The organism is Acinetobacter sp. neg1, assembly GCF_000788125.1.
Lineage (GTDB): Bacteria > Pseudomonadota > Gammaproteobacteria > Pseudomonadales > Moraxellaceae > Acinetobacter > Acinetobacter vivianii.
Map to the genome: position 1 here is coordinate 61,390 of NZ_JSZD01000006.1, position 25,279 is coordinate 86,668.

At 40.3% G+C, this 25,279-nt stretch carries 22 protein-coding genes; 17 read left to right on the forward strand and 5 right to left on the reverse strand.

The genetic code is table 11. The features are described 5' to 3' along the window. Positions 1 to 142: 142 nt before the first annotated feature. Together PJ15_RS01360 and PJ15_RS01365 are read left to right on the forward strand one after the other, a co-directional pair. A complete protein-coding gene (locus PJ15_RS01360) occupies positions 143 to 2,923 on the forward strand; it encodes a nitrate reductase (RefSeq protein ID WP_047427076.1) in 2,781 nt (926 codons plus the stop codon). Beyond that, complete coding sequence (locus tag PJ15_RS01365) at positions 2,920 to 3,528, forward strand: NTP transferase domain-containing protein (protein WP_047427079.1); 609 nt, start codon at positions 2,920 to 2,922, stop codon at positions 3,526 to 3,528. Before PJ15_RS01360 ends, PJ15_RS01365 begins: the two co-directional genes overlap by 4 nt. A gap of 15 nt (positions 3,529 to 3,543) precedes the next feature. Here PJ15_RS01365 and PJ15_RS01370 read toward each other — a convergent pair whose 3' ends face one another. Continuing rightward, a complete protein-coding gene (locus PJ15_RS01370) occupies positions 3,544 to 4,710 on the reverse strand; it encodes a YbfB/YjiJ family MFS transporter (RefSeq protein ID WP_052138540.1) in 1,167 nt (388 codons plus the stop codon). Positions 4,711 to 4,951: 241 nt separating this feature from the next. Here PJ15_RS01370 and PJ15_RS01375 point away from each other — a divergent pair, with 241 nt between their 5' ends. After that, complete coding sequence (locus PJ15_RS01375; protein WP_052138562.1) at positions 4,952 to 5,896, forward strand: LysR family transcriptional regulator; 945 nt, start codon at positions 4,952 to 4,954, stop codon at positions 5,894 to 5,896. 87 nt (positions 5,897 to 5,983) lie between these two features. Here PJ15_RS01375 and PJ15_RS01380 read toward each other — a convergent pair whose 3' ends face one another. Then, positions 5,984 to 6,433, reverse strand: coding sequence for a hypothetical protein (locus PJ15_RS01380; RefSeq protein WP_004771956.1), 450 nt, complete (start codon positions 6,431 to 6,433; stop codon positions 5,984 to 5,986). A 599-nt stretch (positions 6,434 to 7,032) separates the two neighbouring features. Here PJ15_RS01380 and PJ15_RS01385 point away from each other — a divergent pair. The 4 genes from PJ15_RS01385 (at position 7,033) to PJ15_RS01400 (ending at position 11,295) form a co-directional block, all read left to right on the forward strand. After that, a complete protein-coding gene (locus tag PJ15_RS01385; protein WP_047427082.1) occupies positions 7,033 to 7,248 on the forward strand; it encodes a hypothetical protein in 216 nt (71 codons plus the stop codon). A 168-nt stretch (positions 7,249 to 7,416) separates the two neighbouring features. Further along, on the forward strand, positions 7,417 to 7,866 hold the full coding sequence (locus tag PJ15_RS01390) for a hypothetical protein (RefSeq protein WP_047427085.1): 450 nt from the start codon (positions 7,417 to 7,419) through the stop codon (positions 7,864 to 7,866). A gap of 340 nt (positions 7,867 to 8,206) precedes the next feature. Continuing rightward, a complete protein-coding gene (locus tag PJ15_RS01395) occupies positions 8,207 to 9,661 on the forward strand; it encodes a SulP family inorganic anion transporter (RefSeq protein WP_047427088.1) in 1,455 nt (484 codons plus the stop codon). A gap of 443 nt (positions 9,662 to 10,104) precedes the next feature. After that, positions 10,105 to 11,295, forward strand: a complete 1,191-nt coding sequence (locus PJ15_RS01400) for an MFS transporter (protein WP_047427090.1) — start codon at positions 10,105 to 10,107, stop codon at positions 11,293 to 11,295. A 101-nt stretch (positions 11,296 to 11,396) separates the two neighbouring features. Here PJ15_RS01400 and PJ15_RS01405 read toward each other — a convergent pair whose 3' ends face one another. Then, positions 11,397 to 12,833 (reverse strand): trehalose-6-phosphate synthase, encoded by a 1,437-nt coding sequence (locus tag PJ15_RS01405; protein ID WP_047427092.1) that lies wholly within the window; start codon positions 12,831 to 12,833, stop codon positions 11,397 to 11,399. Beyond that, a complete protein-coding gene (gene otsB / locus PJ15_RS01410) occupies positions 12,821 to 13,672 on the reverse strand; it encodes a trehalose-phosphatase (RefSeq protein ID WP_047427096.1) in 852 nt (283 codons plus the stop codon). Before otsB ends, PJ15_RS01405 begins: the two co-directional genes overlap by 13 nt. A 253-nt stretch (positions 13,673 to 13,925) precedes the next feature. On the opposite strand from otsB, the gene PJ15_RS01415 reads away from it, so the two are divergent. From PJ15_RS01415 to PJ15_RS01455, 9 genes are all read left to right on the forward strand, one after another. Further along, entirely contained in the window at positions 13,926 to 14,114 is a 189-nt protein-coding gene (locus PJ15_RS01415; protein ID WP_004771964.1) for a hypothetical protein, read from the forward strand. Positions 14,115 to 14,616: 502 nt separating this feature from the next. Further along, positions 14,617 to 15,483 carry a MaoC/PaaZ C-terminal domain-containing protein gene (locus PJ15_RS01420; protein ID WP_047427101.1) on the forward strand — a complete coding sequence of 289 codons (867 nt, stop codon included), beginning with the start codon at positions 14,617 to 14,619 and terminating at the stop codon, positions 15,481 to 15,483. A gap of 18 nt (positions 15,484 to 15,501) precedes the next feature. Further along, positions 15,502 to 17,781 (forward strand): molybdopterin-dependent oxidoreductase, encoded by a 2,280-nt coding sequence (locus tag PJ15_RS01425; protein WP_047427103.1) that lies wholly within the window; start codon positions 15,502 to 15,504, stop codon positions 17,779 to 17,781. 281 nt (positions 17,782 to 18,062) lie between these two features. Continuing rightward, positions 18,063 to 19,100, forward strand: coding sequence for a GTP 3',8-cyclase MoaA (gene moaA, locus PJ15_RS01430; RefSeq protein ID WP_406935465.1), 1,038 nt, complete (start codon positions 18,063 to 18,065; stop codon positions 19,098 to 19,100). 23 nt (positions 19,101 to 19,123) lie between these two features. Next, positions 19,124 to 19,375 (forward strand): MoaD/ThiS family protein, encoded by a 252-nt coding sequence (locus tag PJ15_RS01435; RefSeq protein WP_004771968.1) that lies wholly within the window; start codon positions 19,124 to 19,126, stop codon positions 19,373 to 19,375. Between the two features lie 2 nt (positions 19,376 to 19,377). Further along, a complete protein-coding gene (locus tag PJ15_RS01440) occupies positions 19,378 to 19,893 on the forward strand; it encodes a molybdenum cofactor biosynthesis protein MoaE (protein ID WP_047427107.1) in 516 nt (171 codons plus the stop codon). A 17-nt stretch (positions 19,894 to 19,910) separates the two neighbouring features. Then, entirely contained in the window at positions 19,911 to 20,834 is a 924-nt protein-coding gene (moaCB, locus tag PJ15_RS01445; protein ID WP_047427111.1) for a bifunctional molybdenum cofactor biosynthesis protein MoaC/MoaB, read from the forward strand. After that, positions 20,834 to 22,063 (forward strand): molybdopterin molybdotransferase MoeA, encoded by a 1,230-nt coding sequence (locus tag PJ15_RS01450; RefSeq protein ID WP_047427113.1) that lies wholly within the window; start codon positions 20,834 to 20,836, stop codon positions 22,061 to 22,063. Before moaCB ends, PJ15_RS01450 begins: the two co-directional genes overlap by 1 nt. Before the next feature lie 270 nt (positions 22,064 to 22,333). Further along, the gene (locus PJ15_RS01455; protein ID WP_004771974.1) at positions 22,334 to 22,816 is read left to right on the forward strand and encodes a winged helix-turn-helix transcriptional regulator; all 483 of its coding nucleotides are present in this window, start codon (positions 22,334 to 22,336) and stop codon (positions 22,814 to 22,816) included. Positions 22,817 to 22,894: 78 nt separating this feature from the next. On the opposite strand, the gene PJ15_RS01460 is transcribed toward PJ15_RS01455, so the two are convergent. Continuing rightward, positions 22,895 to 24,292, reverse strand: a complete 1,398-nt coding sequence (locus PJ15_RS01460; RefSeq protein ID WP_047427116.1) for a PLP-dependent aminotransferase family protein — start codon at positions 24,290 to 24,292, stop codon at positions 22,895 to 22,897. 122 nt (positions 24,293 to 24,414) lie between these two features. Here PJ15_RS01460 and PJ15_RS01465 point away from each other — a divergent pair, with 122 nt between their 5' ends. Then, positions 24,415 to 25,278 carry a DMT family transporter gene (locus PJ15_RS01465; protein WP_047427118.1) on the forward strand — a complete coding sequence of 288 codons (864 nt, stop codon included), beginning with the start codon at positions 24,415 to 24,417 and terminating at the stop codon, positions 25,276 to 25,278. Position 25,279 lies beyond the last annotated feature (1 nt).

A 25,279-nucleotide genomic window follows, 5' to 3' on the forward strand; every position in this document is an offset into this window, starting at 1 on the left:
ATCCATGCCGCCTGTCACGGTAGTGGGTGATGAGAAAAATCTAGTTTTAGAAAGATTGTTTAAGCTGAAACTGGAGAAGAACTCAGAAAGACTTTTTGTTGAACGTAGAGTTCAGTGAATTAATGAGGTAAAAGGGGCAGTCATGAACAGTATTCAAAATCTAGAACACAGTCGCTCCGATCAAGCAGAAACAATCATAACAAAAACAACATGCCCTTATTGTGGCGTGGGCTGTGGTGTGGATGTCAGTGTGCAACATAAAGCGCATGGCACGACGGTACAAGTCGCTGGTGATATGAATCATCCTTCAAACTTTGGACGATTGTGTATCAAGGGGAGTAATTTAGCTGATACAGTGGGCTTGGAAACTCGTGTCTTGCATCCGATGTTTGGTCGTAAAAACCATCGTACAGTCACCACATGGGATCAAGCCATTGAGAAAATTGCAGATCAGTTTCAAGCCTGTATTGATCAATATGGCGCAGACAGCGTTGCATTTTATGTCTCAGGTCAGTTGCTGACGGAAGACTATTATGTGGTGAATAAGTTTGTAAAAGGCTATTTAGGCTCTGCCAATATTGATACCAATTCACGCTTATGTATGTCATCTGCGGTTGCGGCGCATAAACGTGCTTTTGGTGAAGATATTGTTCCAGCCAGTTATGAAGATTTTGAACATACTGACATGGTGGTTTTAGTCGGTTCCAATACAGCATGGTGTCATCCTGTTCTGTATCAACGCATCATGCAGGCCAAAAGCAAGAATCCAGATTTATTTGTAGTGGTGGTTGATCCTCGTTTTACCAGTACCTGTGAGCAAGCGGATTTACATTTGCCAATCTTACCTGGTCAGGATGTGGCTTTATTTAACGGCTTGTTTCAGTATTTGTACCGCAATGATTGTATCGATCAACATTTTGTAGAGACCCATACCGAAGGTTTAGCGGCACTTTTAGCTGCGAGTACCAGCGAACAAGATTTTGATGGATTAGTGAAACGAACAGGGATTTCCGCAGAAAAATTACAACTATTTTTTGATAAGTTTGCCAAGACGGAGAAAGTGATTACGCTATTTTCAATGGGCGTGAATCAATCCTCTCAAGGGGTGAACAAAGCCAATAGCATTATCAACTGTCATTTACTGACTGGGAAAATTGGCAAATTAGGCGCAGCGCCATTTTCAATGACGGGTCAACCCAATGCCATGGGCGGTCGTGAAGTGGGTGGACTCGCCAATATGTTGGCTGCACATCTGGATTTGGACAATCCTTCACATCAAAAACTGGTACAAGATTTCTGGGACAGCCCTGTGATTGCCAAGCAAGCAGGCTTAAAAGCAGTTGATTTATTCCAAGCAGTGGAAAGTGGCAAAATTAAAGCCATTTGGATTATGGCAACCAATCCTGTAGTGAGTTTGCCTGATGCTGATCAAGTCAAGCGTGCATTGGAAAAATGTGAGTTTGTCGTGGTCTCTGATATTTGTGCAGATACCGATACCACGGCTTATGCCGATGTGTTGTTACCTGCACTGGGTTGGGGGGAGAAAGATGGCACAGTTACCAATTCTGAACGCCGTATCTCACGTCAACGTGCATTTTTAACGCCGCCAAAACAAGCCAAAGCCGATTGGTGGGCAGTTGCTCAGGTTGCGAAAAAACTAGGATTTAATGGTTTTGATTTTAATCATGCCTGTGACATTTTTAATGAACATGCGGCTTTATCGGCTTATCAAAATGCCAGTGTTGACCAACGTGACCAAGTTGAAAATTTCCGTTATTTCAATTTGAAAGGCCTCATGAATTTAAGTCTGGATGAATATAACTCTCTACGCCCAATCCAATGGCCTGTATGGGAGAAAGGTCAAAGTGTTGCGGTGGAGCAGCTATTTGATCGAGGTCGTTTTAGCCATAAAAACCAAAAAGCCAAATTGATTCCAACCGTGGCTATAGATCCAGTGCATGCGATTTCTGAAGATTATCCTTTGGTGTTGAATACGGGGCGTATTCGTGATCAGTGGCATACCATGACTCGCACGGGTTTATCGGCAAATCTCACCACACACCGCGCTGAACCATTTTGTGAGATTCACCCGAATGATGCGTTAAAATTTGGTATTCGTGATAAAGCTTTGGTTGAGGTTCGTTCGGAATGGGGCCGCTGCGTGCTGCGTGTGACCTTGGCACAAGGGGTTCGCCGTGGCCAAATCTTTGCACCGATTCACTGGACTGAACAAGTCGCTTCTGATGCGCGGATTGGTAAAGTGGTCAATCCTGTGGTGGATGCGATTTCAGGTGAACCTGAATTTAAACATACCCCTGTCGCAATTCAGCCGTTCCATACCACTTGGCAAGGTGTGCTCTATGTACGTGAAGGTTTTGAACATCATATCAAAGCTTCATTACAAAATTGTGCGTGGTGGACCAAGATCAAAACTGCAAAAGCCATTCGTTATGAAATTGCTGATCGTCAGAGTATTGATCAAACCCAAAAGAATTTAAAAAGCTTCCTGCCTTTTGTCGATGAAACTTATGAATGGTTAAGCCTTGAAGATATTTCATCGCAACTCAGTCATAGTGTGATTTTAAAAGAAGGTATTCTGGTTGCCAGTTTATATATCGCTCCTGCCGATCTATTGCCTGATCGGGATTGGGTGGCGAGCCTATTTAAACGTGAAAGATTAAGTGCTCTGCATCGTAAAGCACTGCTGGCGGGTATGCCAATGTCCGCTGCAAATAATGATGGACCATTGGTCTGTAGTTGCTTTAAAGTGGGTAAAAATAAGATTATTGAAGCCATTAAAACGCAAAATATCACGCATGAAAAACAAGTCACTGCATTTTTAAAAGCAGGCGGAAATTGTGGTTCCTGCTTACCTGAAATTCGTGGCTTGATCAAAACCTGTCAACTGGAGGCAGAAGAATGAATACAGAATATCCCGTTACAGATCTGGTGATCTTGGCGGGAGGGCAAGCACGTCGTATGAATGGCGTGAACAAGCTACTGCAACAGTTCGATGATCAGATTCAACTGTTAAAAATTTCTGAGCATTTTAAGACCCAAGTACAACAGATTTGGGTGAATAGCCATCGTGATCGTTCGATTTACCAACAGATTGAACCAGATATTCAATGCTATGCCGATGATCAGCAGGGTTTTCTAGGCCCATTAATGGGCATGAAAAGCGCATGGTCGCATATTAAAGCTGACTATGTTTTATTTATTCCCTGTGATGTGACTTATATTCCCAATCAGGTTTTAGTCAAACTGCATCGTGCTTTACACAAGAATCTTCAAACACAAGTAGCCTACGTCACAATGAATGGAGATGCTTTATATCCATTTTGTTTGCTGAAGCGAGAAAGTTTATCGGTGCTGGAACAAGCAATCGCTGAGAACAAACTCAGCTTGCGAGATTGTTTAAAACAATTGAATGGACAGACGGTGGCATTTCAGAAGCAAAGCCTGTTTTGTCATAGCATTAACTCCTTGGATGAGTTGCAACAATACAAGCAGATGAAGGTTTTTTAAGCCATCTATTTCAGCTTAATGAATCGCCTCAGTTGATTTTAGACTCATCAGTGTGGCAACCAATAAGGCCCCCGCAGCAGTTATTAGTGAGCTATTGAGGGTGTGATAGATTGAAAATAGGGTATTTGCTGCAATTGGTCCGATGATCTGACCGAGACCATAGACAACGGTCATGATAGCAATTAAATTACTTTTGCTTTGACGTGCGATTCGCTGTGCGACAGGCATGGCAATGGTCACAGTTCCCATAAAGGTTCCACCCACCAGTAACGCACTCAACAGATAACCTAAAGTGGTTGGCAGCATGATAGGTAAGACAACACCAACGGCCTGTACTCCCAGAGTAGAAGATAAAGCGATTCGTGTCCCAAGTCTGTGATGTAGATAATGCCAGAAAAAACAAGAAGGAATCGCACCCAAACCGAAGATCGCCCAGATGTGTGCCGCGTCAATATTCGGCAAGGCCTGTTTGACCAGTAGGGGTAAATAGGTTGCCGTGATAATGTAGCCAAAACCTGCCAAGGCATAAATCAGAATCAATGAGACAGCTTTGGGCTGTTGAGTATTGCCATGAGAGAGATGCGACTCTATAACCTGTCTGGGCTGAGCTCGAGATAAACCCACAATAGCAGCGAAGCCAAGGCCAAAACTAGACAGCCCAAGCAATAACCATAAGCTTTTACTCTGCCATCCCAGTTGTGTGCCAAAAACCAAAAGTTCAGCGGAAAAGGCAATCCCAAGACCAACGCCTGCATATAAAATAGGGGCTTGATGCGCTTGCTTCTGTTGTTCTAACAGCCATAACGAGGCTGAAATCATAGCAAAAGCACTCAATACACCAGCAAGACCACGAATAAAAATAATGACCGAAGCTGAATCTACATAAGCAAGAAGGGTGAGACAAAGTGCTGTACCTACCGTTGCGAATACACAGGTGAAATAACTGTGCTGTGACTGGATCTTAATTGCGAATAAAGCCCCAAACAAATAGCCTGCATAGTTAGCGGATGCAGCGACACTAGCACTATGCAAGCTTAGGATGCCTTCCTCAATCATATGTGGATAGACCGCCGTGAATGCAAAGCGGCCAAATCCCATCCCAATCGCCATAATCAGCGCTGCACAGAATGCGGATTGCAGTGTTTGCTGCTTATGAGCGTTTATTCCCTCAGTCTTGATCATGTTCAGCACCAAAATTTAATCGCTATAGTTGATGTGATCTAAAGGTCGTGCTTTGCCAAAGATTTTGCTATCGACCAGAAAAAGCCCATAGCTAAAACAACTTAGAATACAGATGAGAAATATAAGTTTAGACACGTTCATTTTGAATCAGCATGATATCTGGAGAAATTCAATAAAATTTAAACAAGAGTCATTAATCATGTAAAATGATTTGAATTGATACAAACTATCTTTAATAGTGATAGCGATGCAGATTAAGTCTTTAGAAATGTTCATGGCAGTGGTGAAGTTAGGCAGTTTTTCCGAAGCCGCAAAGCGATTGCATACGGTACAGTCCAATGTCACCAGTCATATCAGGAAACTAGAAACCGAACTTAAAGTTGAACTGTTGCATCGGCAGAATCCAATTCAGCCGACTCGGGCAGGTATACAGTTATATGGTTATGCAGAAAAAATGCTCGATCTACAACAAGAGCTGCTGGATACCTTCTGTAATACCCAATTGGCAGCCCGTTGTCCTTTAGAAATTGGCAGTATGGAAACAACAGCGGCGGTGAGGCTTCCAGCCTTATTTCGTGATTTACAAGAATCTGCGCCCGATTTTCCTTTTGCCTTATCGACTGCCCCGAGTCGGGAGCTGATCGATTTGGTAAAAACCTCCAAGCTGGATTGTGCATTTGTTGCCAATCATGCCCCGATCGAAGGCATGTTTAATTTTCATATCTGGACAGAGAAACTGGTCTTAATTTCTTCAAAACAAGCGCCACAACAACTTTCAAACGAATATCTGGTTCAAAAGAAATTTATTGCCTTCAAGCAAGGCTGTAGTTATCGCAAAGCAATTGATTCCTTTCTTTCATCATTTCAACTTCCGGCAGCGAATATCATAGAAATGGGCAGTCTAGATGGCATCGTCAGTTGCGTCAGCCTAGACGTTGGGCTTGCGATTTTGCCTGTGAGTTATGTACAGCAATCACATTTTGCTGATCGGGTGCAGATACATGACATGGATTTTGTTGGGGATATCAACACATATTTGATCGCAGATAAAGATATGAGCAAATGGGCAACCAATATGCATCATTTTTTTGAGCATTTACAGATGATGTCACATCAAATGCGAATACAGAAGCTGTATGCGGGGAGTAGAAAAGGATTAGACAATACAGCACCTTTTAATTTTTAGAATAACGCTGGACTTTACTCTTTTTTGTTCGAGTATAAAATAATAAGACTGTATTTTATACTCGAATATTTCACTTGAAAGATAAACTTATTTTCTTTGTAAATATTTTAACACTTGATCATAAATAGACTGTAAATAAGGGTTTAATGGAATGAGGTCTTGTCCAGATTTACTACGCACATATTTAAAATAAGGTGTCAAAGGATACTGGGCACTTTCACAAACAATGACTTTAGGAAACCATTCTTTATGAAATTGATCGGCTGTAAGATCAAGAATAACGCCATTCACAACCAAATAACAGTGCGCGATTTCTGGTGTGCGTGAAGAAATCTGAACTTTTCCGACCCGATAATCAGACTTAATATAATGGACATTAAGTAAATAATACTGCAATAGGTCACAGGCATCAGAACCACATTCCTTTGGAAATTTACTAAATGCTCCTGTAATAAACCCATTCGTCACGTGATCTAAAGCTTCCCGAAAGGTAGTTGCAAGATTGGTTAAAGTCTGTATTTCGTTTTGGTACGTCATTTGCTCTCATTCTTCAAGTGATAAGTATTCTCTCTAGTAAAACCCGATTAAATGTAAGATTTAACTAAATTTATTTATTAAATTGTTAACACTATTATTACGTGTAACCTTGAGATTCAGTCGGATTGACTCACTTAGTGATATGCACAGAGCGGTGATTTCTTGTGTGCTTATCCATCTCATCTTTAGCTTTTATTTAAGCTCATGTATTGTTCTGGTCTTGCTTTTAAGAGAATCACTTTTATGTATTGTCATCTTATTTTGACTTGAATTAACTCTCCTCTTATGGAGTATGAATACTGAATCAGCATTAGAATAATTAAGAGAATTTTGTAGAGTAAAGTGTAAGTTATATTTTTAATTTTAAAAAATGGTAATCATTTGTTCTTATAATTAATTTCAATTAAAAATTATTTTTATTAAAATTAATATTTGGATTTTTATTATAAATAGAATTTTTTGAAATTGTTTTATTGTAAAGTTATAAGCTAGATAAATAATATTTGAATATTGGTTGTTGTTGGAGTGTTTAGAATAACTTCTAATTAATGGTTTTATATTATTATGAAATAGTAGTGCGAAAATAATAAGGTAAAGCTATGAATAAAATGCTTAGGCTTGAAGAAAATATTAATGAGTTAGGTGTAGGTGAGTTCTTATTTATAGGATATGGCTATGATATTGAGGAGATGCAAAATATTCTTCTTTTCCTAAAAAATTTGGAGACGAAGCAAATATTACAAATTGTATATCAACATACAGAGCGAGAAACAGGAAAGCATCTAACCGATATCATTAAGATTCAAAAATGTTAAAAATATCACTCTTTTTACTTGGTCTAATGGTGAATCCTGACTGCGCTGCTCAGAATTTTCTTTAAACATTACAGTTACATAGTAAAAATAAAACTAAACAATCATTACAAATGATAACTAGGATATCTCCATAATTTATCCTGTATAGATAAATGGAGGATATAAGAAATGCCACAATATTTGCGTATAGCGGAAAAAGTATATAACAAGTTTAAAGATGAAAAAAAATTTACGCAAAAGCCTGTTGAATATCTAAATTTTTTAATTAAAGAGGTGAGAAAGGAAATCAAGGGCACTGAAATGAAATTGCTGTACCAGTATATTGATTTTCAGGAAGGTTTCCAAAAGCCTTTACGCGAAGATGCCTTGAATATTGATGTGAGCTTGGTGCCACATCATCAACATCGGGACGAATTCATTTTATGGCTGGCAGGGTTTATTGAGAGAATTACCATTGGAGGTAAGAAAAAACTGCCGCCAATTCTTGAGAATATTCCACCTGAATTTACAGTTCATTATCAGCTTGAAAAACTGGTTCGTCCTCAGCAAGAGAACTGCTATGACGAGTTGGTATCCTATTTTAAAAGTGAAGAATTCAAACAACATTCAATGAGTTAAACAAGTTGTGCTAAAGAAGTATGAGGCTCCGAACCCCTCATACTTCTGCAATCGCTGGACTGCAGCGTACCGCCATTAAAGGCGGTATTTTTTTATTCAAAGAAAGAGTCAGAGCGAAATATAAGGAGATGATCAGATGACATCATTTTGAACCCATGTTAGTCTAGCGCCACAATTCATTCTGATTTCTTCATTCATCTTATGCAGCTTACGCCACCCTAGTTGATTTCTCTTGCTTGAAAATTAACTCATCACTTTGACTAGTGATGTGGTGTAGTCGTGTGCATGTATATATCACATCACTAGCCTTGATTTAAAATTATACGAATAGGCTATTTCTATGATATCCAATGTTCGGGAACAATGGTTCTCCAATATTCGCGGGGATATTTTGTCTGGACTTGTGGTCGGTCTGGCACTTATTCCAGAAGCGATTGCTTTCTCTATTATTGCTGGTGTCGATCCTAAAATTGGCTTGTATGCCTCTTTCTGTATTGCGGTCGTGATTTCCTTTGTCGGCGGTCGTCCAGCCATGATTTCTGCTGCAACAGGGGCCATGGCTTTGCTCATGGTCACCTTGGTCAAAGAACATGGACTTCAATATTTACTTGCAGCCACTATTCTGACCGGTATCTTCCAGATTATTGCGGGTTATCTGAAGCTGGCCAAGTTGATGCGTTTTGTATCGAAGTCAGTCGTCATTGGTTTCGTGAATGCTTTAGCGATTCTGATTTTTATGGCGCAGTTACCTGAGCTGATGAACGTGACGTGGCATGTATATGTTTTTGTCGCTCTGGGTTTAGCCATTATCTATTTATTTCCTCTAATTCCAAAACTAGGAAAGCTTCTGCCATCGCCGTTGGTCTGCATTATCATCATTACCCTGATCGCCATATCGATGGGAATTGATCTTAGAACGGTAGGTGATATGGGCGAGTTACCCAATACGCTTCCTATATTTTTATTACCTGATATTCCTTTAAACCTCGAAACACTCATGATTATTTTGCCTTACTCGATTCCAATGGCTGTCGTGGGTCTGCTGGAATCGATGATGACGGCAACCATTGTGGATGAAATGACTGATACACCAAGTGACAAGTTTCAGGAATGTAAAGGTCAGGGCATCGCCAATATTGCTTCTGGATTCATGGGTGGGATGGCTGGTTGTGCCATGATTGGTCAATCGATGATTAATGTGAAATCTGGTGGTTTGACCAGATTATCGACCTTTTGTGCGGGTATATTTTTACTCATTCTGGTGGTTTTTCTGAGTGATTGGCTCAAAGTCATTCCGATGGCTGCTTTGGTCGCCGTGATGATCATGGTTTCAATCAGCACCTTTGAATGGAAATCGATTACCCAGTTCACCGCTAATCCCAAGAGCAGTAATGTGGTGATGATCGCGACAGTTGCTGTTGTAGTCGCTACGCATAATCTGGCCTTAGGTGTATTAACAGGCGTACTGTTATCCGCATTATTCCTTGCCAATAAACTGGAAAATGATATTCATGTGAAGACATCATTTGAAGGCGCTACACGTTTGTATGAACTGCATGGGCAAATCTTTTTTAGTTCGTCAGAAAAGTTCTTACAGAGTTTTGACTTTAAAGAAGGTGTGAAAGCGGTGATTATTGACTTAACCCATTCTCATATTTGGGATGTCACTTCCGTGGCAATGCTGGATTCGGTCATTAGTAAATTCCAGAAAAATGGGATACATGTCACCGTACGTGGCTTGAATGAAGCCAGTTCAATCATGATTGATAAGTATGGTACGCATGCCAAAATCTAAAGCTTCTTCCGTCACATAACAGTGATTAAACCTCTGCACGGGCAGAGGTTTTTTGTTGCACATTGAACTTTTTATTTGCTAAAGAAACTCAAGTTGATCTTTTTTTTAATATGCAAATATTTTAAGACAAGAAAACTTTCAGATTTTTAGATTAAAAAACACTAAGTGGTGAATATGCATCAATTTATTCTTTATTATTTTGATGTAAATTAAAAAATCCTTAGAAATAAATACTTTAATTTTATTGTAAATTTAAAATCAAGTTGTTGAAATATAATAACTTTATATTTGTAAAAAATAGTGTTTTTACCGTAATTTTGTGTATAATTTCGCCATAAAAGCCTCTGTGGATTTATAGAACTTCTCTATAGATTAGCAGGGGTTTTTCTATGGAGATTTATCTGAGATGGAAGATCTGAGTTAATTTGTGTGGATGGTATTAAATGATCCTTTTTTCCAGAACTGCTCTTATTGATCCTGAAATTCAATTAAGTGCTCAACGTCTTTCAACTCGTTTTAGCTTTTTCGGTCTTGGTTTTGCCACGGCTGCATGGGCGCCGTTGATTCCTTTTGCCCAGCAACGTTTGCATTTTAATCATGCAGATTTTGGCTTATTACTTTTATGCAGTGGCTTAGGTGCAATGCTGGCTATGCCTGCGACAGGTAAAATTGTTCAGCGTATTGGCTGTCGTGCGCCGATCGGCTTCGCTTTACTCTTGCTTGCCGTTTTATTGCCAAGCCTCAGCTTATGGAATACGCCGTTAATGATGGCGATCACCTTATTCTTATTTGGCACAGCAGCAGGAAGTCTGGGCGTTGCACTCAATATTCAGGCCGTGGTGGTTGAGAAGAATAGCTTAAAATCATTAATGTCTGGCTTTCATGGTATGGCAAGTCTCGGTGGATTAGCAGGGGTGCTGACTATTACTGCATTGCTTGCTTTAAGTATTTCGCCTGTAGTCAGTGCACTTGCTGTGAGTTTACTGTTGGTGGTTATTGCTTTTCTGTCAGTGCCATTCAGCATAAAAGCTGTGGAAAATACGGATTCAGAAGCAGCATCGACAGTGAAAAAGTCGATACGTCAGCGTTTGCCGCGGCCTTTAATTGTGTTAATTGGTATTGCCTGCTTCATCATTTTCATGACAGAAGGCGCGGCGATGGACTGGAGTGGTATTTATTTAACCCATGAATATGGTGTTAATGCCGCTTTTGCAGGGTTGGCGTATACGTTCTTTGCGATTGCCATGACCACAGGACGTTTTACAGGGCATTACCTGATCCGTTATTTTGGTGAGAAAAAGCTTTTAACCTATAGCGCGATTTGTGCAACTTTGGGTTTGGTTTTGGTCAGTATCGCACCGCATTGGTGGCTGGTTTTAGTGGGATATACACTGGTTGGCGCAGGTTGTTCTAATATCGTTCCGATCATGTTTTCCCGTGCTGGACGTCAGACGGTGATGGCAAGCGCAGTTGCTTTGTCTTGTGTTTCGACTTTGGCTTATACTGGTATTCTGGTTGGACCTGCTTTCATTGGAATGATTGGTGAGCTGATTGGCTTAAGTACAGTGTTTATGGCGCTATCTGTTCTATTATTATTGATTGTGGTTTTAAATCGTTTTACTTACGTGAAATAAGCGTCAGAGTGAACTGAACTGAACTGAACTGAACTGAACTGAACTGAACTGAACTGAACTGGCAATATCTGGATACTGCCAGTTCTTTACAAATCGAAGTACTATAAATTTTGATAAATAGGGTTAACGTTACGCATGCCCATAAATCTGAAATCCTGCAAAGCAGTTTTGTACTGTAAGTCATTAAGAAATGCATTGCGCCAGTCATTAATATCAAAATCTTTTAAACCTTTCATCAGTTGTTTGTAGCGTGAAATACGTTCTTGTCGTGGCATTTCCAGTGCTGTTTTTAAAGTATCGACCATTGCCGTTTTGTCGGTAGGATCAACTAGTAGTGCTTCTGCCATATGCTCTGCAGCACCTGCATATTTGGATAGAATCAGTACACCTGGATTCGATGGATTTTGCGCGGCAATATATTCTTTCGCGACCAGATTCATCCCATCTCGTATTGAACTGATCCAGCACACATCCGCTTGACGATAGATTTGCATCAAATGATGATGTTTCATTGCATCATAAATACATTCCACGGGTTGCCAGTCTTCCTGTGCAAATTCCTGATTAATCATCTCGATCTTAATCTTGAAACGCTCAAATAAACGCTGATAAGCTGGAACTTCCAAACGGCATGGGCAGGCAATCTGTAAATGTTGAATATGCTGCTGATACTCAGGATATTTCTCCAAGAACTCTGCATAGGACAGAAAACGTTCCAGCAAACCTTTTGAATAATCAATCCGGTCTACGCCAATAATGGTTTTCGCAGCATTCAGCTCAACTGGGCGGGTAAGCAAGTCTTGTACATCAATAAACTGTTGAGCCGCTTTTTGAATCGCTGCTGGATTTACCCCAATCGGGTAGCATTTAATCATGGTCAGACGCTGATGATAGCTGACTAAGGTCTGTTGAATCTTCTGTGCTTTCAATAAAGATGTACATACTTGCATACATACTTTTTGATCTTTATCGGTTTGTAGACCCACCACATCGTATTGGCATAAATCCTCAATTAATTGTTGGGCACACGGAATTCTTTGCCAAATAAATAAAGGTGCAAAGGGAATATGCAGGAAAAATCCGATCTTATTTTGCATACCCAGTTCACGACAATATTTTGCCACACTTAAAAAATGATAATCATGCACCCAAATGGTATCTTCTGGTTGTGCAATTTCAGCAAGTTTCTGAGCGAATAAATAATTGACTTGCTGATATCCCTCATATTCTGATGACTTATATTCAATCAGGTCTGAACGATAATGCATAGCAGGCCAAAGCGTATTATTGGCAAATCCAGCATAATAATCTGAATATTGATTATGTGTTAAAGGGCAGGTGATATATTCAACATTGGCTTTACGAAGTATATTAAAATGAACGTCGTCTTGTATATCGACTTTTTCTCCATTCCATCCCAACCATACACCGCCAATATCATCTAATGCATCTTGTATGGCGACAGCAAGTCCGCCTGCGGCAGGTTTTTGTCCATTTGGAATACTGACACGATTGGATAAAATAATTAATTTAGACATATTTTCTCTCCACCTAAGTTGTTGTTACCTTTAACCTTGTTGTCATAGTTCTGAATGTGTTCTAAAAATAATTCTAAAAAATCATGCACTTGTTTTGTATCTTGAAGCTGGTATCTGGCATGGGTAAGCCCTTGACCGACTTTGATTGAGATGCCATGTTCCACCTGATTCACAAAATAAAAACCATCTTCATCCGTGACGTCGTCACCAATGAAAACGGGAATATAAAGATCATGCTGGTTGAAATGTGCTAAAACTTCCTCGATGGCCAAGCCTTTATTCGCTTGAGCAGGGATTAATTCATAAACTAATTTTCCTTGAATCAGTTTTAGGTTGGGGAATACCTGCTGACTTTCCAATATTATTTTTTTTGCTATAGATTCCAGCGCTGGTGCTTTTCTATAATGTAGTGCAATTGAAGATTTCTTATTTTCAATCAGTAAATCTGGATATGGGATACATGCCTTAGTTAACATATTATAAATATAAGAAATTTCTATGAAATTCTTGGATGCATGTAATTCTTTTTCTTTTCCAAGGTATATATCTAATCCATGCAATGCAGCAATTGGAAGATCAAGAGATTCAAATAATTTACGTGCAGAATCAATATCCCGTCCTGTTACGGCAACCACAGGGATTTTATTTGAAATAATTTTTTTTATAATATTTAAAGTCTTAGCTGGAATATAACAGTCATTGGGATCGACCTGAAAATCAGCTAAAGTTCCATCTATATCTAGAAATAGACATGGCTTATTATAATTTGAGCTAAGCTTATCTCTCAAAATCTGTAAATAATCTAATTTTGAACTTGTTTTATCTATACTGTTGTTCAATTTTAATCTCTCTTATTGCCATTTTATTTTATTATAGAGCGATAAATTTTTTATAATAGTTGATTTGTCAATAAGTAAACACAAGCAGAACGTAATTTACATTAGTAATGCTTGTAATACATCGTAAATTTTCCTTACATTTCTCATATAGAATCTTTTAGCGTTTACTATTTATATAGTGCATGGCTCTGTTGTGGTACATACTTTAATATATTAGTTTTTAATAATCTGTATTGAGTCATAGGAGATGAATATGCAAAAAGTATCTGATTATTATGATGATTTTCCTGAATTTAATCCTGCTAATTATGATCAGGAAGGAAATTATAAGCCCGAATTTATGTTTAAAAGAAACAAGATGTATCAATCAAAAGATATGAATGAGCAATTATCAAGTGAAAAGAAAGATCTAATGTTAAAACATAAGAAGTTAATATATTGATGAGTATTATGTGATTGGTTAATCATTCTTGGATCAGTTTGTTGTAATATGTCTCATATGAAAGGGCTTTTGTATTAATATGCAAAAGTCCTTTTTATTATCAGTATTTTAGCCTGTTTTAATTTTGATATTTAGGTAATTGTTTGAGATATAAAAGAAATGTTTTGACTAATTTTTGTTTATTAAATTATGATGTTTTAGGTATGCATTTTAATTCTTTGTGAAAATATCATGCCTAAATAAAAGACATGAGGTATTAATCACTAATTAAATTTTTATATCGTTATTTATTATTTCTATAAGATATAAATAAAAATGGTCGTTTGCATGCGTCTGTCATTATTTCCTGATTCAGACAGAAGGTCTTGACCTTTCTCTTGTTGAGTTCTATTTTAGAACTCGATTAAATTTCAAACATGTTAGTCTCGATGTAATTAAGCCAACACTTATATGTGTGCAGTGAACATCGTAATAGAAAAATAAAAGGAAGAAGGAGTAAGAGATGAGGGCAGTTCGTTATCAGCAGATTCCATTGCAGTTTTTATTTGAGCATCAGGCAACCTTGGCTGGGCTTGGGAAAATTGTATTACGAAGCTTCTCAAAAGCTAAAGTTCAGCAAGGTGATTGGCAAGCGTTGGCACCAATTAAAGAAATTATTCAACCACCAAGCGATGAGTTGGTGAAGCATTATATTGAATGGAGTGGAGCATCAGCTCGTAAATATCCAGATTCCATCCCCGCACATATGGTTTCACAATGGGGACTTTCATTTGCAACCCGTCTGCTTTTACAAACAAGTTACCCGCTTAGTCAGATCATCAATCAAGGTGTGAGCCTAAAGATTTATGGTGACATTCCCAGAAATGAAAAGCTATTGATTCAGGCCAAGATCGCATCTGTGGATGAGCGCAATGGCTTGGCTCGTGTTTCAGTGCAAATTATCACGGGTACGATTACTCAGCCAACGCTGGTCGAAGCGGTATTGCATATGGCATTTATTTTGCCCAATTTTGAGAAAACCAAGCGTACTGAAACGACAGATAATGAAAGCTGGCACAGTTTAGGCGAATGGTCTGCGACAGCCGATGATGGTTTTAAGTTTGCGTTATTGACGGGTGATTTTAATCCAATTCATTGGGTTGGGCCGTTAGCAAAACTATCAAGCTTTAGGCAAAAAGTCCTACATGGTTTTGGCGTATTTGCACGCAGCTTTGAGTTTCTTCCTGAGCCAATTCAGCAAATTGATGTTCGTTTTTTAAAACCTGTTAAATTACCCTCAAAACATAACCAAGTAGAAATCAGCACTGAGCAACATATTCGTGTGGTGGGTTCAGCAGGGCAAATCTGTTTAATGGGCCAATATTCATAAAACAATAAGGTGAGAACAATGACGACTGGAACAGCACCAAGACAGGATGTAACGGCTTGTATTTTATGTTCACGCAACTGTGGGCTGAGTGTTGAAGTTGCAGATAATCAGTTTAAAAAGATAAAAGGTGATACTCATCATCCTTTTTCTCAAGGCTATATTTGCCAGAAAGCGGCACGTTTGCAGCATTACCAGCAGCATGCAGATCGTTTGACCGCGCCATTAAAACGTCAAGTCGATGGTTCATTCAAGGAGATCAGTTGGGATCAGGCAATTCAGGAGATTGCTGATCAGCTTGTACAGATTCGGGATACGCATGGGGGAACGGCATTCGCTTCTGTCGGTGGTGGTGGGCAGGGAAATCATTTGGGAGCTGCCTATGGTCGTCAACTGTTATATGCCATGAAAAGCTTTTATTCTTATAACTCCTTAGCCCAAGAAAAAACCGGAGATTTCTGGGTCAATGGTCGTTTGTTCGGTAGTCAAGCCTGTCATACCACGGAGGATGTCGAGCATGCGGACTATGTCCTGTTTATTGGAACCAATCCTTTTCAGGCACACGGCATTCCCAATGCCCGTGATACCTTGAAACATATTAAGAAAGATCCGAATCGGACGATGGTGGTGTTTGACCCACGTGTTACAGAAACGGCTAAACAAGCCGATATTCATGTACAACTGAAGCCTGGAACAGATGCCTATCTGATGTCTGCCATGATCGCAATCCTGCTGAAAGAGGAGTTGTATGATCAGCAATTTATTCAGCAACATACACATGGTTTTGACGAAGTTAAACAGGCGTTTAAAGCGATTCCGATAGCGGAATATATCCAGAAAGCGGATGTTTCGGTTGAGTTGATTTATCAGATCGTGCGTGACTTTGCCAAAGCCAAACGTGGCTGTGTACGTATTGATTTAGGTATTCAACACACTTTAAATACGACATTGAATGGTTATTTGGAAAAACTTTTGTATTTACTTACAGGACATTTTGGTCAGCAGGGAACCAATAACCTACATACCATGTTTATTCCAATCCTGAGCAATACCGATGAGCGGAATCCAAAGTATCGCCGTACAGTTCATCATAAAATGTTCCCCATTTCTGGCTTCTTTCCCCCGAATATTTTGCCTGATGAGATTTTAAAGGCTGGGGAAAAACGAGTTCGTGCCGTATTCGTGGATAGTTGCAATCCTTTACTGACTTATCCTGATACCAGCGCTTATGAGCAAGCCTTTCAGTCACTGGAACTTTTGGTCGTGGTTGATGTTGCAATGACAGAAACTGCGCGTCTGGCACATTATGTTTTACCAGCGCATACCCAATTCGAAAAATGGGAATTTACGGGATTCAACTTAGAATTTCCTAAAAATGGCTTTCATTTACGGCATCCACTTTTTAAAGCACAAGGTAATACTTTACCTGAAGCGGAAATTTATACACGATTACTGGAAGCCATGCAGGTTATTCCCCGACAGTTTCCAATCCTGAGTAAAATTGCGGAAAAAGATCGTGCGAAAACGGCTTATCTTGCCTATTTCGCAGCGCTTGGCGCCTCTTTTGTAAAAAATAAGAAGCTGATTCCTTATGCTGCATCCATTGTATATCGCACTTTGGGCAAAACATTACCCGATGATGCTGCCTCGACAGCTTTGTTATTGCCTTTATGTATGCAATACGCAGCACAGCATTTTAAAGCGGTGAAGCGGGCTGGCTATGAAGGTAATCGTTTTAATCTTGGTGTAATGCTTTTTCAGGCCATTTTGAAACAGCGTTCAGGCGTCGTATTGTCTGCACATGATTATGCTGATGTCTGGGAGCTGATTGCCTATAAGGACAAAAAAATTCGTTTGGCAATTCCAGAAATGTTTATCGAGCTGGCTGAATTAAAGCATCAGAAGTTTGCAGCCACAGCAGATTATCCTTTTATTTTACTGGCAGGTGAACGACGTAGCTACAATGCGAATCAGATCTATAGAGATCCAGCATGGCGTAAAGTGGATGCAGAAGGACGTTTAAGAATGAATCCTGATGACGCCTTGGCGTTAGGCGTTGAAACAGGGCAAATGCTGCAATGTATTTCAGAGCATGGGCGTATTCAGGTTATGGTTGAGCTTGATGAAGGGATGCGAAAAGGTGTAGTGTCATTACCGCATGGTTATGGATTAAGTTATGCTGGCGCTGAGCCAGTCGGGCCACAATTGAACCGCCTGACTTCAACACGGCATTGTGATCCGTTGTCCAAAACGCCATATCATAAATACGTACCTGTGCGTTTACAGCATTTGACGGTTTAGACGATCAGCATATTGATTTTATGAGCATCATGCACTAAATGTTATCAATACAAGGAAAGTTGCCTGCAAATAGTGCAAAGGATTTTGAACAAAAATATGCAAGACATCGGATATTTTTATGCGTAAATTGAAAGTGTTGCTTATTTGTTTGAATAAGCAACAGCAAGCCTGAACAGAGGATGTGCTTGGAATAATTATTGCTGTAATAAAAAGCTTTAACTCGATACATGAACAAGCTTGCACAGAACTTGTGCTTGGCCAGTAAAAAGATCTACAAATGAGTGCGTATGATGAAGCATGAGAAACTTGAAACGACTTTACCGATTCTTCAGGATCAGTATGGTCGTATTAAGCGTAAGTTACGGATTTCCGTGACAGATCGCTGCAATTTCAAATGCATTTATTGTATGCCTGAGCATCCTGAATGGATGAAGAAACAGGATTTGCTCAGTTTCGAAGCCTTATTTGCTTTTTGCCAATATATGGTTGGACAAGGAATCGAAAATATTCGTATCACGGGCGGTGAACCGTTAATGCGTCAGGGCGTGGTTCATTTTATTGCTGATTTACAACAGTTAAGAGGACTCGGCTTAAAACGGATTTCGATCACGACCAATGCCCATTATTTGGCAAAATATGCTGAAGCATTGAAACAGGCGGGTTTAGATGATCTCAATATTAGTCTGGATAGCCTCAATCCGACCCAGTTTAAGCAACTGACCAAAAAAGAACTTGCACCCGTACTGAATGGCATAGAGGCTGCAAAAAAAGTAGGGCTACCCTTTAAACTCAATTGTGTGTTGATGAAAGGTCATAATGATGACCAGATTTTGCCGATGGTACGGTGGGCAAAACAACACAACATTCCATTGCGCTTTATCGAGTTTATGCCGCTGGATGGAGATCAGCATTGGACAGATGGTGCTGTGGTGAGTGAAGCAGAAATTTTAGCGCAGCTCCAGCCTCATTATGATGTTCAGGTCTTACAACAGCAGCATGAGCCTGCACGTATTTATCAGCTTGATGGAGATTATCCACTTGGCATTATTTCGACTATTACCCATTCATTTTGTGGGGATTGTGATCGAATCCGTTTAACGGCTCAGGGCGAACTGTATAACTGTCTATTTGCTCAACAAGGCTTAAATATTAAGCCCTATTTACAAGATTTAATTCAGCAAAATAATGAGTCAAAACAGCGTGCATTGCTGCAACTCGACCAACAGGTGAAGCCTTATATCTGGCATAAAGCCAAAGGCTATCATGCGATACAACATCAACAAGCCCGTAAAATCAGTATGCACATGCTGGGTGGTTAAAGAGCAAGTGATCTGGAGAAAATATGCAAACCATTGAGATCAAAATTGAAGCTTTTGGCGCAATTGAAAGGTTGTTGCCAAAGGCACTTGCATTTGAGTTTGCAGAAAATCGAAGTGTTAAAGATGTATTAACCCATATTGTAACGCTTTATCCAGAAGCGCATCAGGCAATGGAAAAATGTGCCTGTGCAATAGGAGAAGATATTGTGACACGTCAAATGGAATTAGATCAATCTTGTACTTTAGTACTGTTGTCGCCAGTGGCAGGGGGATAAATATGCGTGAATTTGCCAGAGTTCAAGATCAGGCTTTAAGCCTCGATAGTTTCGACCCAATACACGCATTTCCTGAATGTGGTGGCGTTGATATCTTTATTGGAACCGTGCGTAATCATCATGAAGGTAAAGCAGTCAAGGCATTGAAATATACCTCCTATACGCCAGTTGCTGAAAAGATGATTCGTGAAATCGAGCAGCAAGTCAAAGAGAAGTATCAAGTTTCTTATGTTCGGGTCATGCATCGTATTGGTTATTTAGGGGTTAGTGAAACTGCCATTATTGCCATTGCTTATGCCGCTCATCGCCGTGAAGCTTTTCAAGCCTGCGAAGAAGCCGTAGAGCGGGTAAAACATGAAGTACCGATCTGGAAAGAAGAATTTTTCATGGATGGTACTAGTCATTATGTTGAAGGTTGTTGTATCCGTAAAGATACCGCTGAATCAACGTCTCACACTGAACGGCATCAACATGCTCATCATCCAGAAAATTGCACACATGCGCATACACACGAATAAAGCGTTAGGAAGTTAAAATGAAAAATGTTGGGATGAAACCCGAAAGTTACCGTGTAGCAGAAGCACAAGCAATTTTACATGCACCCGCACATTGTATTAAGTTACTTCGTGATGGAAATACCGAAAAAGGCGATGCTTTAAAAACTGCACGTATTGCAGGCATTCTGGCAGCAAAACGAACAGATGAACTGATTCCATTATGCCATCCTTTACCGATTTATCGTGCTGATGTCGAGTATGACTTGCAAGATGATCATGTGGTGATCTTAACCACAGTGGAAACCATTGGGCCAACAGGTGTCGAGATGGAGGCTTTGACGGCTGCGAGTCTAGCGGGCTTAACGCTATATGATATGTTGAAACCGCATTGTGAACCTGAAGAGCTGTGTCTGGATCAATGCAAATTGCTGAAGAAAAAAGGTGGTAAATCCCACTTTAAACGGACTTTACGTCAACCTGTTTCTGCGGCTGTGATCGTACTTTCGGATACCGTGGCTGCGGGGCGTAAACCTGATACAGCAGGTAAGTCCGTGGTTGAGACCTTGACCGAAGCAGGCTTTGATCCGATTCATTATCAGATCCTGCCTGATGAAGCTGATCAATTAAAAGATCTGGTTCTGGAGTTAACCAAATCTTATGCTTGCATCATGACGGTTGGTGGAACAGGGATTGGCAAGCGTGATATTACGGTGGATACGCTTGAGCCGCTATTAGAAAGAAAACTGGATGGTCTGATGGAAGCGGCACGTTCATTTGGACAGAAACGGACGCCTTATGCGGCAATGTCACGTGGTGTTGCAGGATTTATTGATCGCTCATTGGTTGTGACTTTACCAGGCAGCCGTGGCGGCGCCAGTGAATCTATGGCTGCGATTTTACCTGCGTTGGTGCATATTTTTGATGTATGTCGAGACCTACCTCATCCGGGGGGCTATGAATAATGTCAGGATGTGGTGCTGAAAAAGGATTGATCAGTATTGATGAGGCATTCGTACTGATCCAAAGCCAAGCCAAACCCTTAGCCACCGATACCTTGCCCTTAGGCGAGTGTCTCAATCGCTATCTGGCTCAAGCCATCGTTTCTCAGGTGAATTTACCGAGCTTCTCACAAAGTGCAGTCGATGGCTACGCAATCCATAGCGCTCATGAAAACTTGCAAGATGCTACTTTCTCGGTGATTGGCGAAATTAAAGCGGGCAGTGAGTCTGATGTACAGCTTAGGGATGGACAAGCCGTTCGTATTTTTACTGGGGGGAAAATTCCTGAAGGAACCACTCATGTCGCTCGACAGGAAATCGTAAATATTGAAAGCGATAAGCTGATTCGGTTGACTGAACATATCAAGGCTCAGGCAGATATCCGCTTTACAGGTGAAGAAATTCAGTGTGGGCAGCAACTGGCAGAGCTTGGTCAGCGCATTAATATTGGGGCTTTAGCAGCATTAAGCATGGCTGGAGTAAAAACTCTTGAAGTGTTTAAACAACCCAAAGTTGCCGTCGTAATTACAGGTGATGAAGTTGCGGAAACGCCTGACGATTTACAGGCTGGAAAAGTGTTTGATGCCAATGGCCCATTGTTAAAAGCTTGGTTGCAAGATTATGGATTAGTGGTAGAAATACGCCATATTGCTGATGAGGCTGAACAGGTGACGCAATGCTTCGAACAGCTCAAACCGCATTATGATGTCATTATTACCACAGGCGGTGTTTCTGTGGGCGATTATGATTTTGTGCGACCGTGTGCCTTTGAAGCAGGCTTTGAGCAGGTTTTCTGGAAGGTGAAACAAAAACCGGGGAAACCTTTATTTTTTGCCGAATATACAGCGCAAAATCATCACTGTTACATACTTGGTTTACCAGGCAATCCAGCAGCCGTTTATGTGTGTATGCAGATGTATGGTAAATCGCTATTCGATGCCTTACAAAACCAGACTCAATCTCTGGAATGGTTTAGTGCAATACTGACCCATGATTTGAAGTCCGATGCACGTGAAAGATTCTTAAGAATGCATGCCTATTTTGAACAAGGTCAGCTCAAGCTGAAAAGTCTTGCCAAGCAACAATCGCATATGTTGAGTAATTTGATGCAGGCTAACTGTCTGGTGCGTATTCCTGCCCATATTCAGCCTGAAGCAGGAATGGAAGTGAACGGCGTATTCATTCGCAATTAAAGGGCTCAGCAGAAATGAGTAAAATTTGTGAATTTTGACACTTTTAGCCAAGTACCAATATTGCATCTGATGGACAAGGTGGTTTAGTGTATATTTTATATTGCTTGGTTAGGGGCTGTTGACATTTCGTCCATGCATTATGTTATTGGTTAAAACGACTTAAACAAGGCATGAAATGCAGGCAATGGCGACCCCCTTGGCAAATTTCGACGGTTCAAGACATGGATTCCATGTCTGCAAAAACTTTAAAAAAATGATTAGGTGATAATAATGAAATGGGAAGAAATTGGCGATCAGCCATGTTCAGTGGCTCGGACGCTTTCAGTATTAGGTGATCGTTGGACAATGCTCATCTTACGCAACGCATTTATGGGTGTACGCCGTTTTGATGACTTTCAACGTAGTCTTGGCTTAACCCGTCATGTCCTTTCAGAACGCTTGAAGCGTTTGGTCGAGCACGAGATTTTAATGAAAGTGCCTTATGTTGACCGTCAGGAACGTTTTGAGTATCAATTGACTGAAAAAGGTTTAGATCTGTATCCAATCCTTCTGGCGATGGTGCAATGGGCGGATAAATGGATGGATATGGGATTGGGTAAGCCAATCGAATTTACGCATAAAACCTGTGGCAAGAAAATCAGTCCTAAAGTGATTTGCTCAGATTGTAATGAACCTATCCATGTTAAAGATGTACGTGTTGCTGCGGGGCCCGGTTATTTTGCGTTTATCGAGCAAAAACAAAAAAGTGCTTGATGAGGAGTGAGTAAAATTCCAGTCATGCATTATTTTATCGGCTAAAAGGCCATGAAATGATCATTTCCTTATTAGGTTTTAAAGATTTTGATGTGCTATTTCCTGTTGAATTGCATGCGATAGCACCTCGAACACTTTTGGATCTTGGCATTGCGCTACATTAAAACGAATAAAATTTTTAAAATTCTGACTTTGGCTAAAGGCATTGCCGGGTGCCAGAATAACGCCTTGTTCCAGACAATATTGAGCGATTCGTGCCGTATCAAAATGCTCTGCTAACTCACACCATAAAAATAAACCTGCCTGAGGTTTCACCCAAGGTGTAATCCCCATTTTTTCTAATTTTTTAACCGTGGCGTCCATAGCTTTTGCCAAATCTATTTTGAGTTCATCGAGATATTTTCGATAACTGCCATCGGTTAAGGCTGAAAATAAAATTTCCGAGGAAAGATTATTACCACCGAAACTGGTTGCAATTTTGATATCAGTTAAATCCTCAATCCATTCTGGTTTGGTTGCAATATAACCTGTTCGGACTGCACCCGATAAGGTTTTAGAGAAACTGCCAATATGAATAACGCGAGACAGGCCATCTAGTGCTGCAAGTCGTGGCGCCGTATGAAGTTCCAGATCTGCAAAAATATCATCTTCAATCACAATCAGATTTGACTGCTCAACCAGTTTTAATACCTGATAGGCTTTGGATGCGGTTAACACTGCACCAGTCGGATTGTGAATTCCTGAATTGGTAATGTATAAACGGGGATTATGCTTGTGAATCGCCTCCGCAAATGCCTCAATATCTGGCCCAGTTTGTGTGTAAGGCACACCAATAATTTTAATTTGGTGAACTTTGAGTAAGGCGTGAAAATTAAAATAACAGGGATCATCGACTAACACGACATCATTCGGTTTCAGAAAATAGCGGCAAATTAAATCAATGGCTTGAGTTCCAGAATCCGTCAATAAGATCTGATTCGGAACTGCTTCAATGCCTTTTGCTAAGATTTTACGAGAAAGTAATTCACGTAAGGGTGCTAAACCGAGCGGCGTTGAATAATCGGTGAGAATACTTGAATTGGCTTTGGAGACTTTGCGAATTGCTTTACGTATATTTTCATGAGGCATCCAGTCATCTGGTAACCAGCCACATCCAGGTTTTAATACCCCTTGTTTTGCTTCTAGTGCTTGTCTCGAAATCCAGAGGGGATCAATATTGCGGTCAATTTTAGGATGAATTTCCGAGATGGATAATGGCGCAATCGGGCCTGCGACAAAGAAGCCTGAACCTGTTTTTGCCTCGATCAGGCCTTGTGCTGCTAGACGTTCATACGCCTCCACAATAGTGGAAATAGACAGATTTAAAAGACCAGCCAATGCACGAACGGAAGGAAGCCGAGAGCCAGGCACTAAAGAGCGGTTTTTAATCTGTTCATGAATATGCTGTATCACAAAATCGATTTTTGTACTTTTCATGTGTTTATGCCTGACTGTATTGGTCTTTATACCAGTACAGTTATTTAAAATTGTACTGCATTGTGTATGGTGCATTTACCATAGCACAGTTTAAATTCTGCATATAGATCTGGAGAATTTAAATGAAGTCTTTAAGCAGTGGCTGGATAAATGGATTCATTGGCGTGGTTATTTTTGCGGGTTCTTTACCAGCCACCCGTGTTGCGGTGATGGATTTTAGTCCGACTTTTTTAACCGCAGCAAGAGCCGCAATAGCAGGGTTGTTAGGCTTGGCATTGGTTTTATTATCACGTCAGAAGTTACCCCAGAAAAAAGACTGGCTGTCCTTATTTTACGTTGCCATTGGGGTTGTGGTTGGATTTCCGCTTTTTACTGCCTTGGCACTTCAATATGTGAGTGCTGCACATACCATTGTGTTTGTTGGGCTATTGCCATTGGCGACTGCGATTTTTGGGGTATTGCGAGGGGGTGAACGGCCTAATCTGGTGTTTTGGTTATTTGCGATATTAGGTGGTGCACTGGTTTTTGGTTTTATGTTGATCCAGACAGGTACATGGTCATTTAATTATGGCGACCTGTTCATGTTATTGGCGATATTGCTTTGTGGTTTTGGCTACGCAGAAGGTGGGCAGCTTTCGAAACATTTGGGTGGTTGGCAAGTGATTTGTTGGGCACTGATTTTAACCTTGCCGATTATGCTTCTGGTTTCTTATCTCTATATGCCGGTGAGTTTTGACCAGATCTCGATTTCTGCCAAGCTGGGTTTAGCTTATGTTTCATTGTTCAGTATGCTGATTGGTTTCTTTTTCTGGTACAAGGGTTTGGCGCAAGGTGGAATAGCCACTGTAGGCCAATTACAACTCCTGCAACCGATATTTGGACTAATCATTGCAGCGGTACTTCTGCATGAGCAGGTCAGTATCGCAATGTTTGCGGTAACGGTTGCAGTCATTGCATGTGTGGCGTGTGCAAAGAAATTTGCGTGAA

Bases quoted from the DNA above. Each gene is read 5' to 3' on its own strand.
- PJ15_RS01360 (WP_047427076.1), top strand. From the start codon at position 143: ATGAACAGTATTCAAAATCTAGAACACAGTCGCTCCGATCAAGCAGAA.
- PJ15_RS01365 (WP_047427079.1), top strand. From the start codon at position 2,920: ATGAATACAGAATATCCCGTTACAGATCTGGTGATCTTGGCGGGAGGG.
- PJ15_RS01370 (WP_052138540.1), bottom strand. From the start codon at position 4,710: ATGATCAAGACTGAGGGAATAAACGCTCATAAGCAGCAAACACTGCAA.
- PJ15_RS01380 (WP_004771956.1), bottom strand. From the start codon at position 6,433: ATGACGTACCAAAACGAAATACAGACTTTAACCAATCTTGCAACTACC.
- PJ15_RS01385 (WP_047427082.1), top strand. From the start codon at position 7,033: ATGAATAAAATGCTTAGGCTTGAAGAAAATATTAATGAGTTAGGTGTA.
- PJ15_RS01390 (WP_047427085.1), top strand. From the start codon at position 7,417: ATGCCACAATATTTGCGTATAGCGGAAAAAGTATATAACAAGTTTAAA.
- PJ15_RS01395 (WP_047427088.1), top strand. From the start codon at position 8,207: ATGATATCCAATGTTCGGGAACAATGGTTCTCCAATATTCGCGGGGAT.
- PJ15_RS01400 (WP_047427090.1), top strand. From the start codon at position 10,105: ATGATCCTTTTTTCCAGAACTGCTCTTATTGATCCTGAAATTCAATTA.
- PJ15_RS01405 (WP_047427092.1), bottom strand. From the start codon at position 12,833: ATGTCTAAATTAATTATTTTATCCAATCGTGTCAGTATTCCAAATGGA.
- PJ15_RS01415 (WP_004771964.1), top strand. From the start codon at position 13,926: ATGCAAAAAGTATCTGATTATTATGATGATTTTCCTGAATTTAATCCT.
- PJ15_RS01420 (WP_047427101.1), top strand. From the start codon at position 14,617: ATGAGGGCAGTTCGTTATCAGCAGATTCCATTGCAGTTTTTATTTGAG.
- PJ15_RS01425 (WP_047427103.1), top strand. From the start codon at position 15,502: ATGACGACTGGAACAGCACCAAGACAGGATGTAACGGCTTGTATTTTA.
- PJ15_RS01435 (WP_004771968.1), top strand. From the start codon at position 19,124: ATGCAAACCATTGAGATCAAAATTGAAGCTTTTGGCGCAATTGAAAGG.
- PJ15_RS01440 (WP_047427107.1), top strand. From the start codon at position 19,378: ATGCGTGAATTTGCCAGAGTTCAAGATCAGGCTTTAAGCCTCGATAGT.
- moaCB (WP_047427111.1), top strand. From the start codon at position 19,911: ATGAAAAATGTTGGGATGAAACCCGAAAGTTACCGTGTAGCAGAAGCA.
- PJ15_RS01450 (WP_047427113.1), top strand. From the start codon at position 20,834: ATGTCAGGATGTGGTGCTGAAAAAGGATTGATCAGTATTGATGAGGCA.
- PJ15_RS01455 (WP_004771974.1), top strand. From the start codon at position 22,334: ATGAAATGGGAAGAAATTGGCGATCAGCCATGTTCAGTGGCTCGGACG.
- PJ15_RS01460 (WP_047427116.1), bottom strand. From the start codon at position 24,292: ATGAAAAGTACAAAAATCGATTTTGTGATACAGCATATTCATGAACAG.
- PJ15_RS01465 (WP_047427118.1), top strand. From the start codon at position 24,415: ATGAAGTCTTTAAGCAGTGGCTGGATAAATGGATTCATTGGCGTGGTT.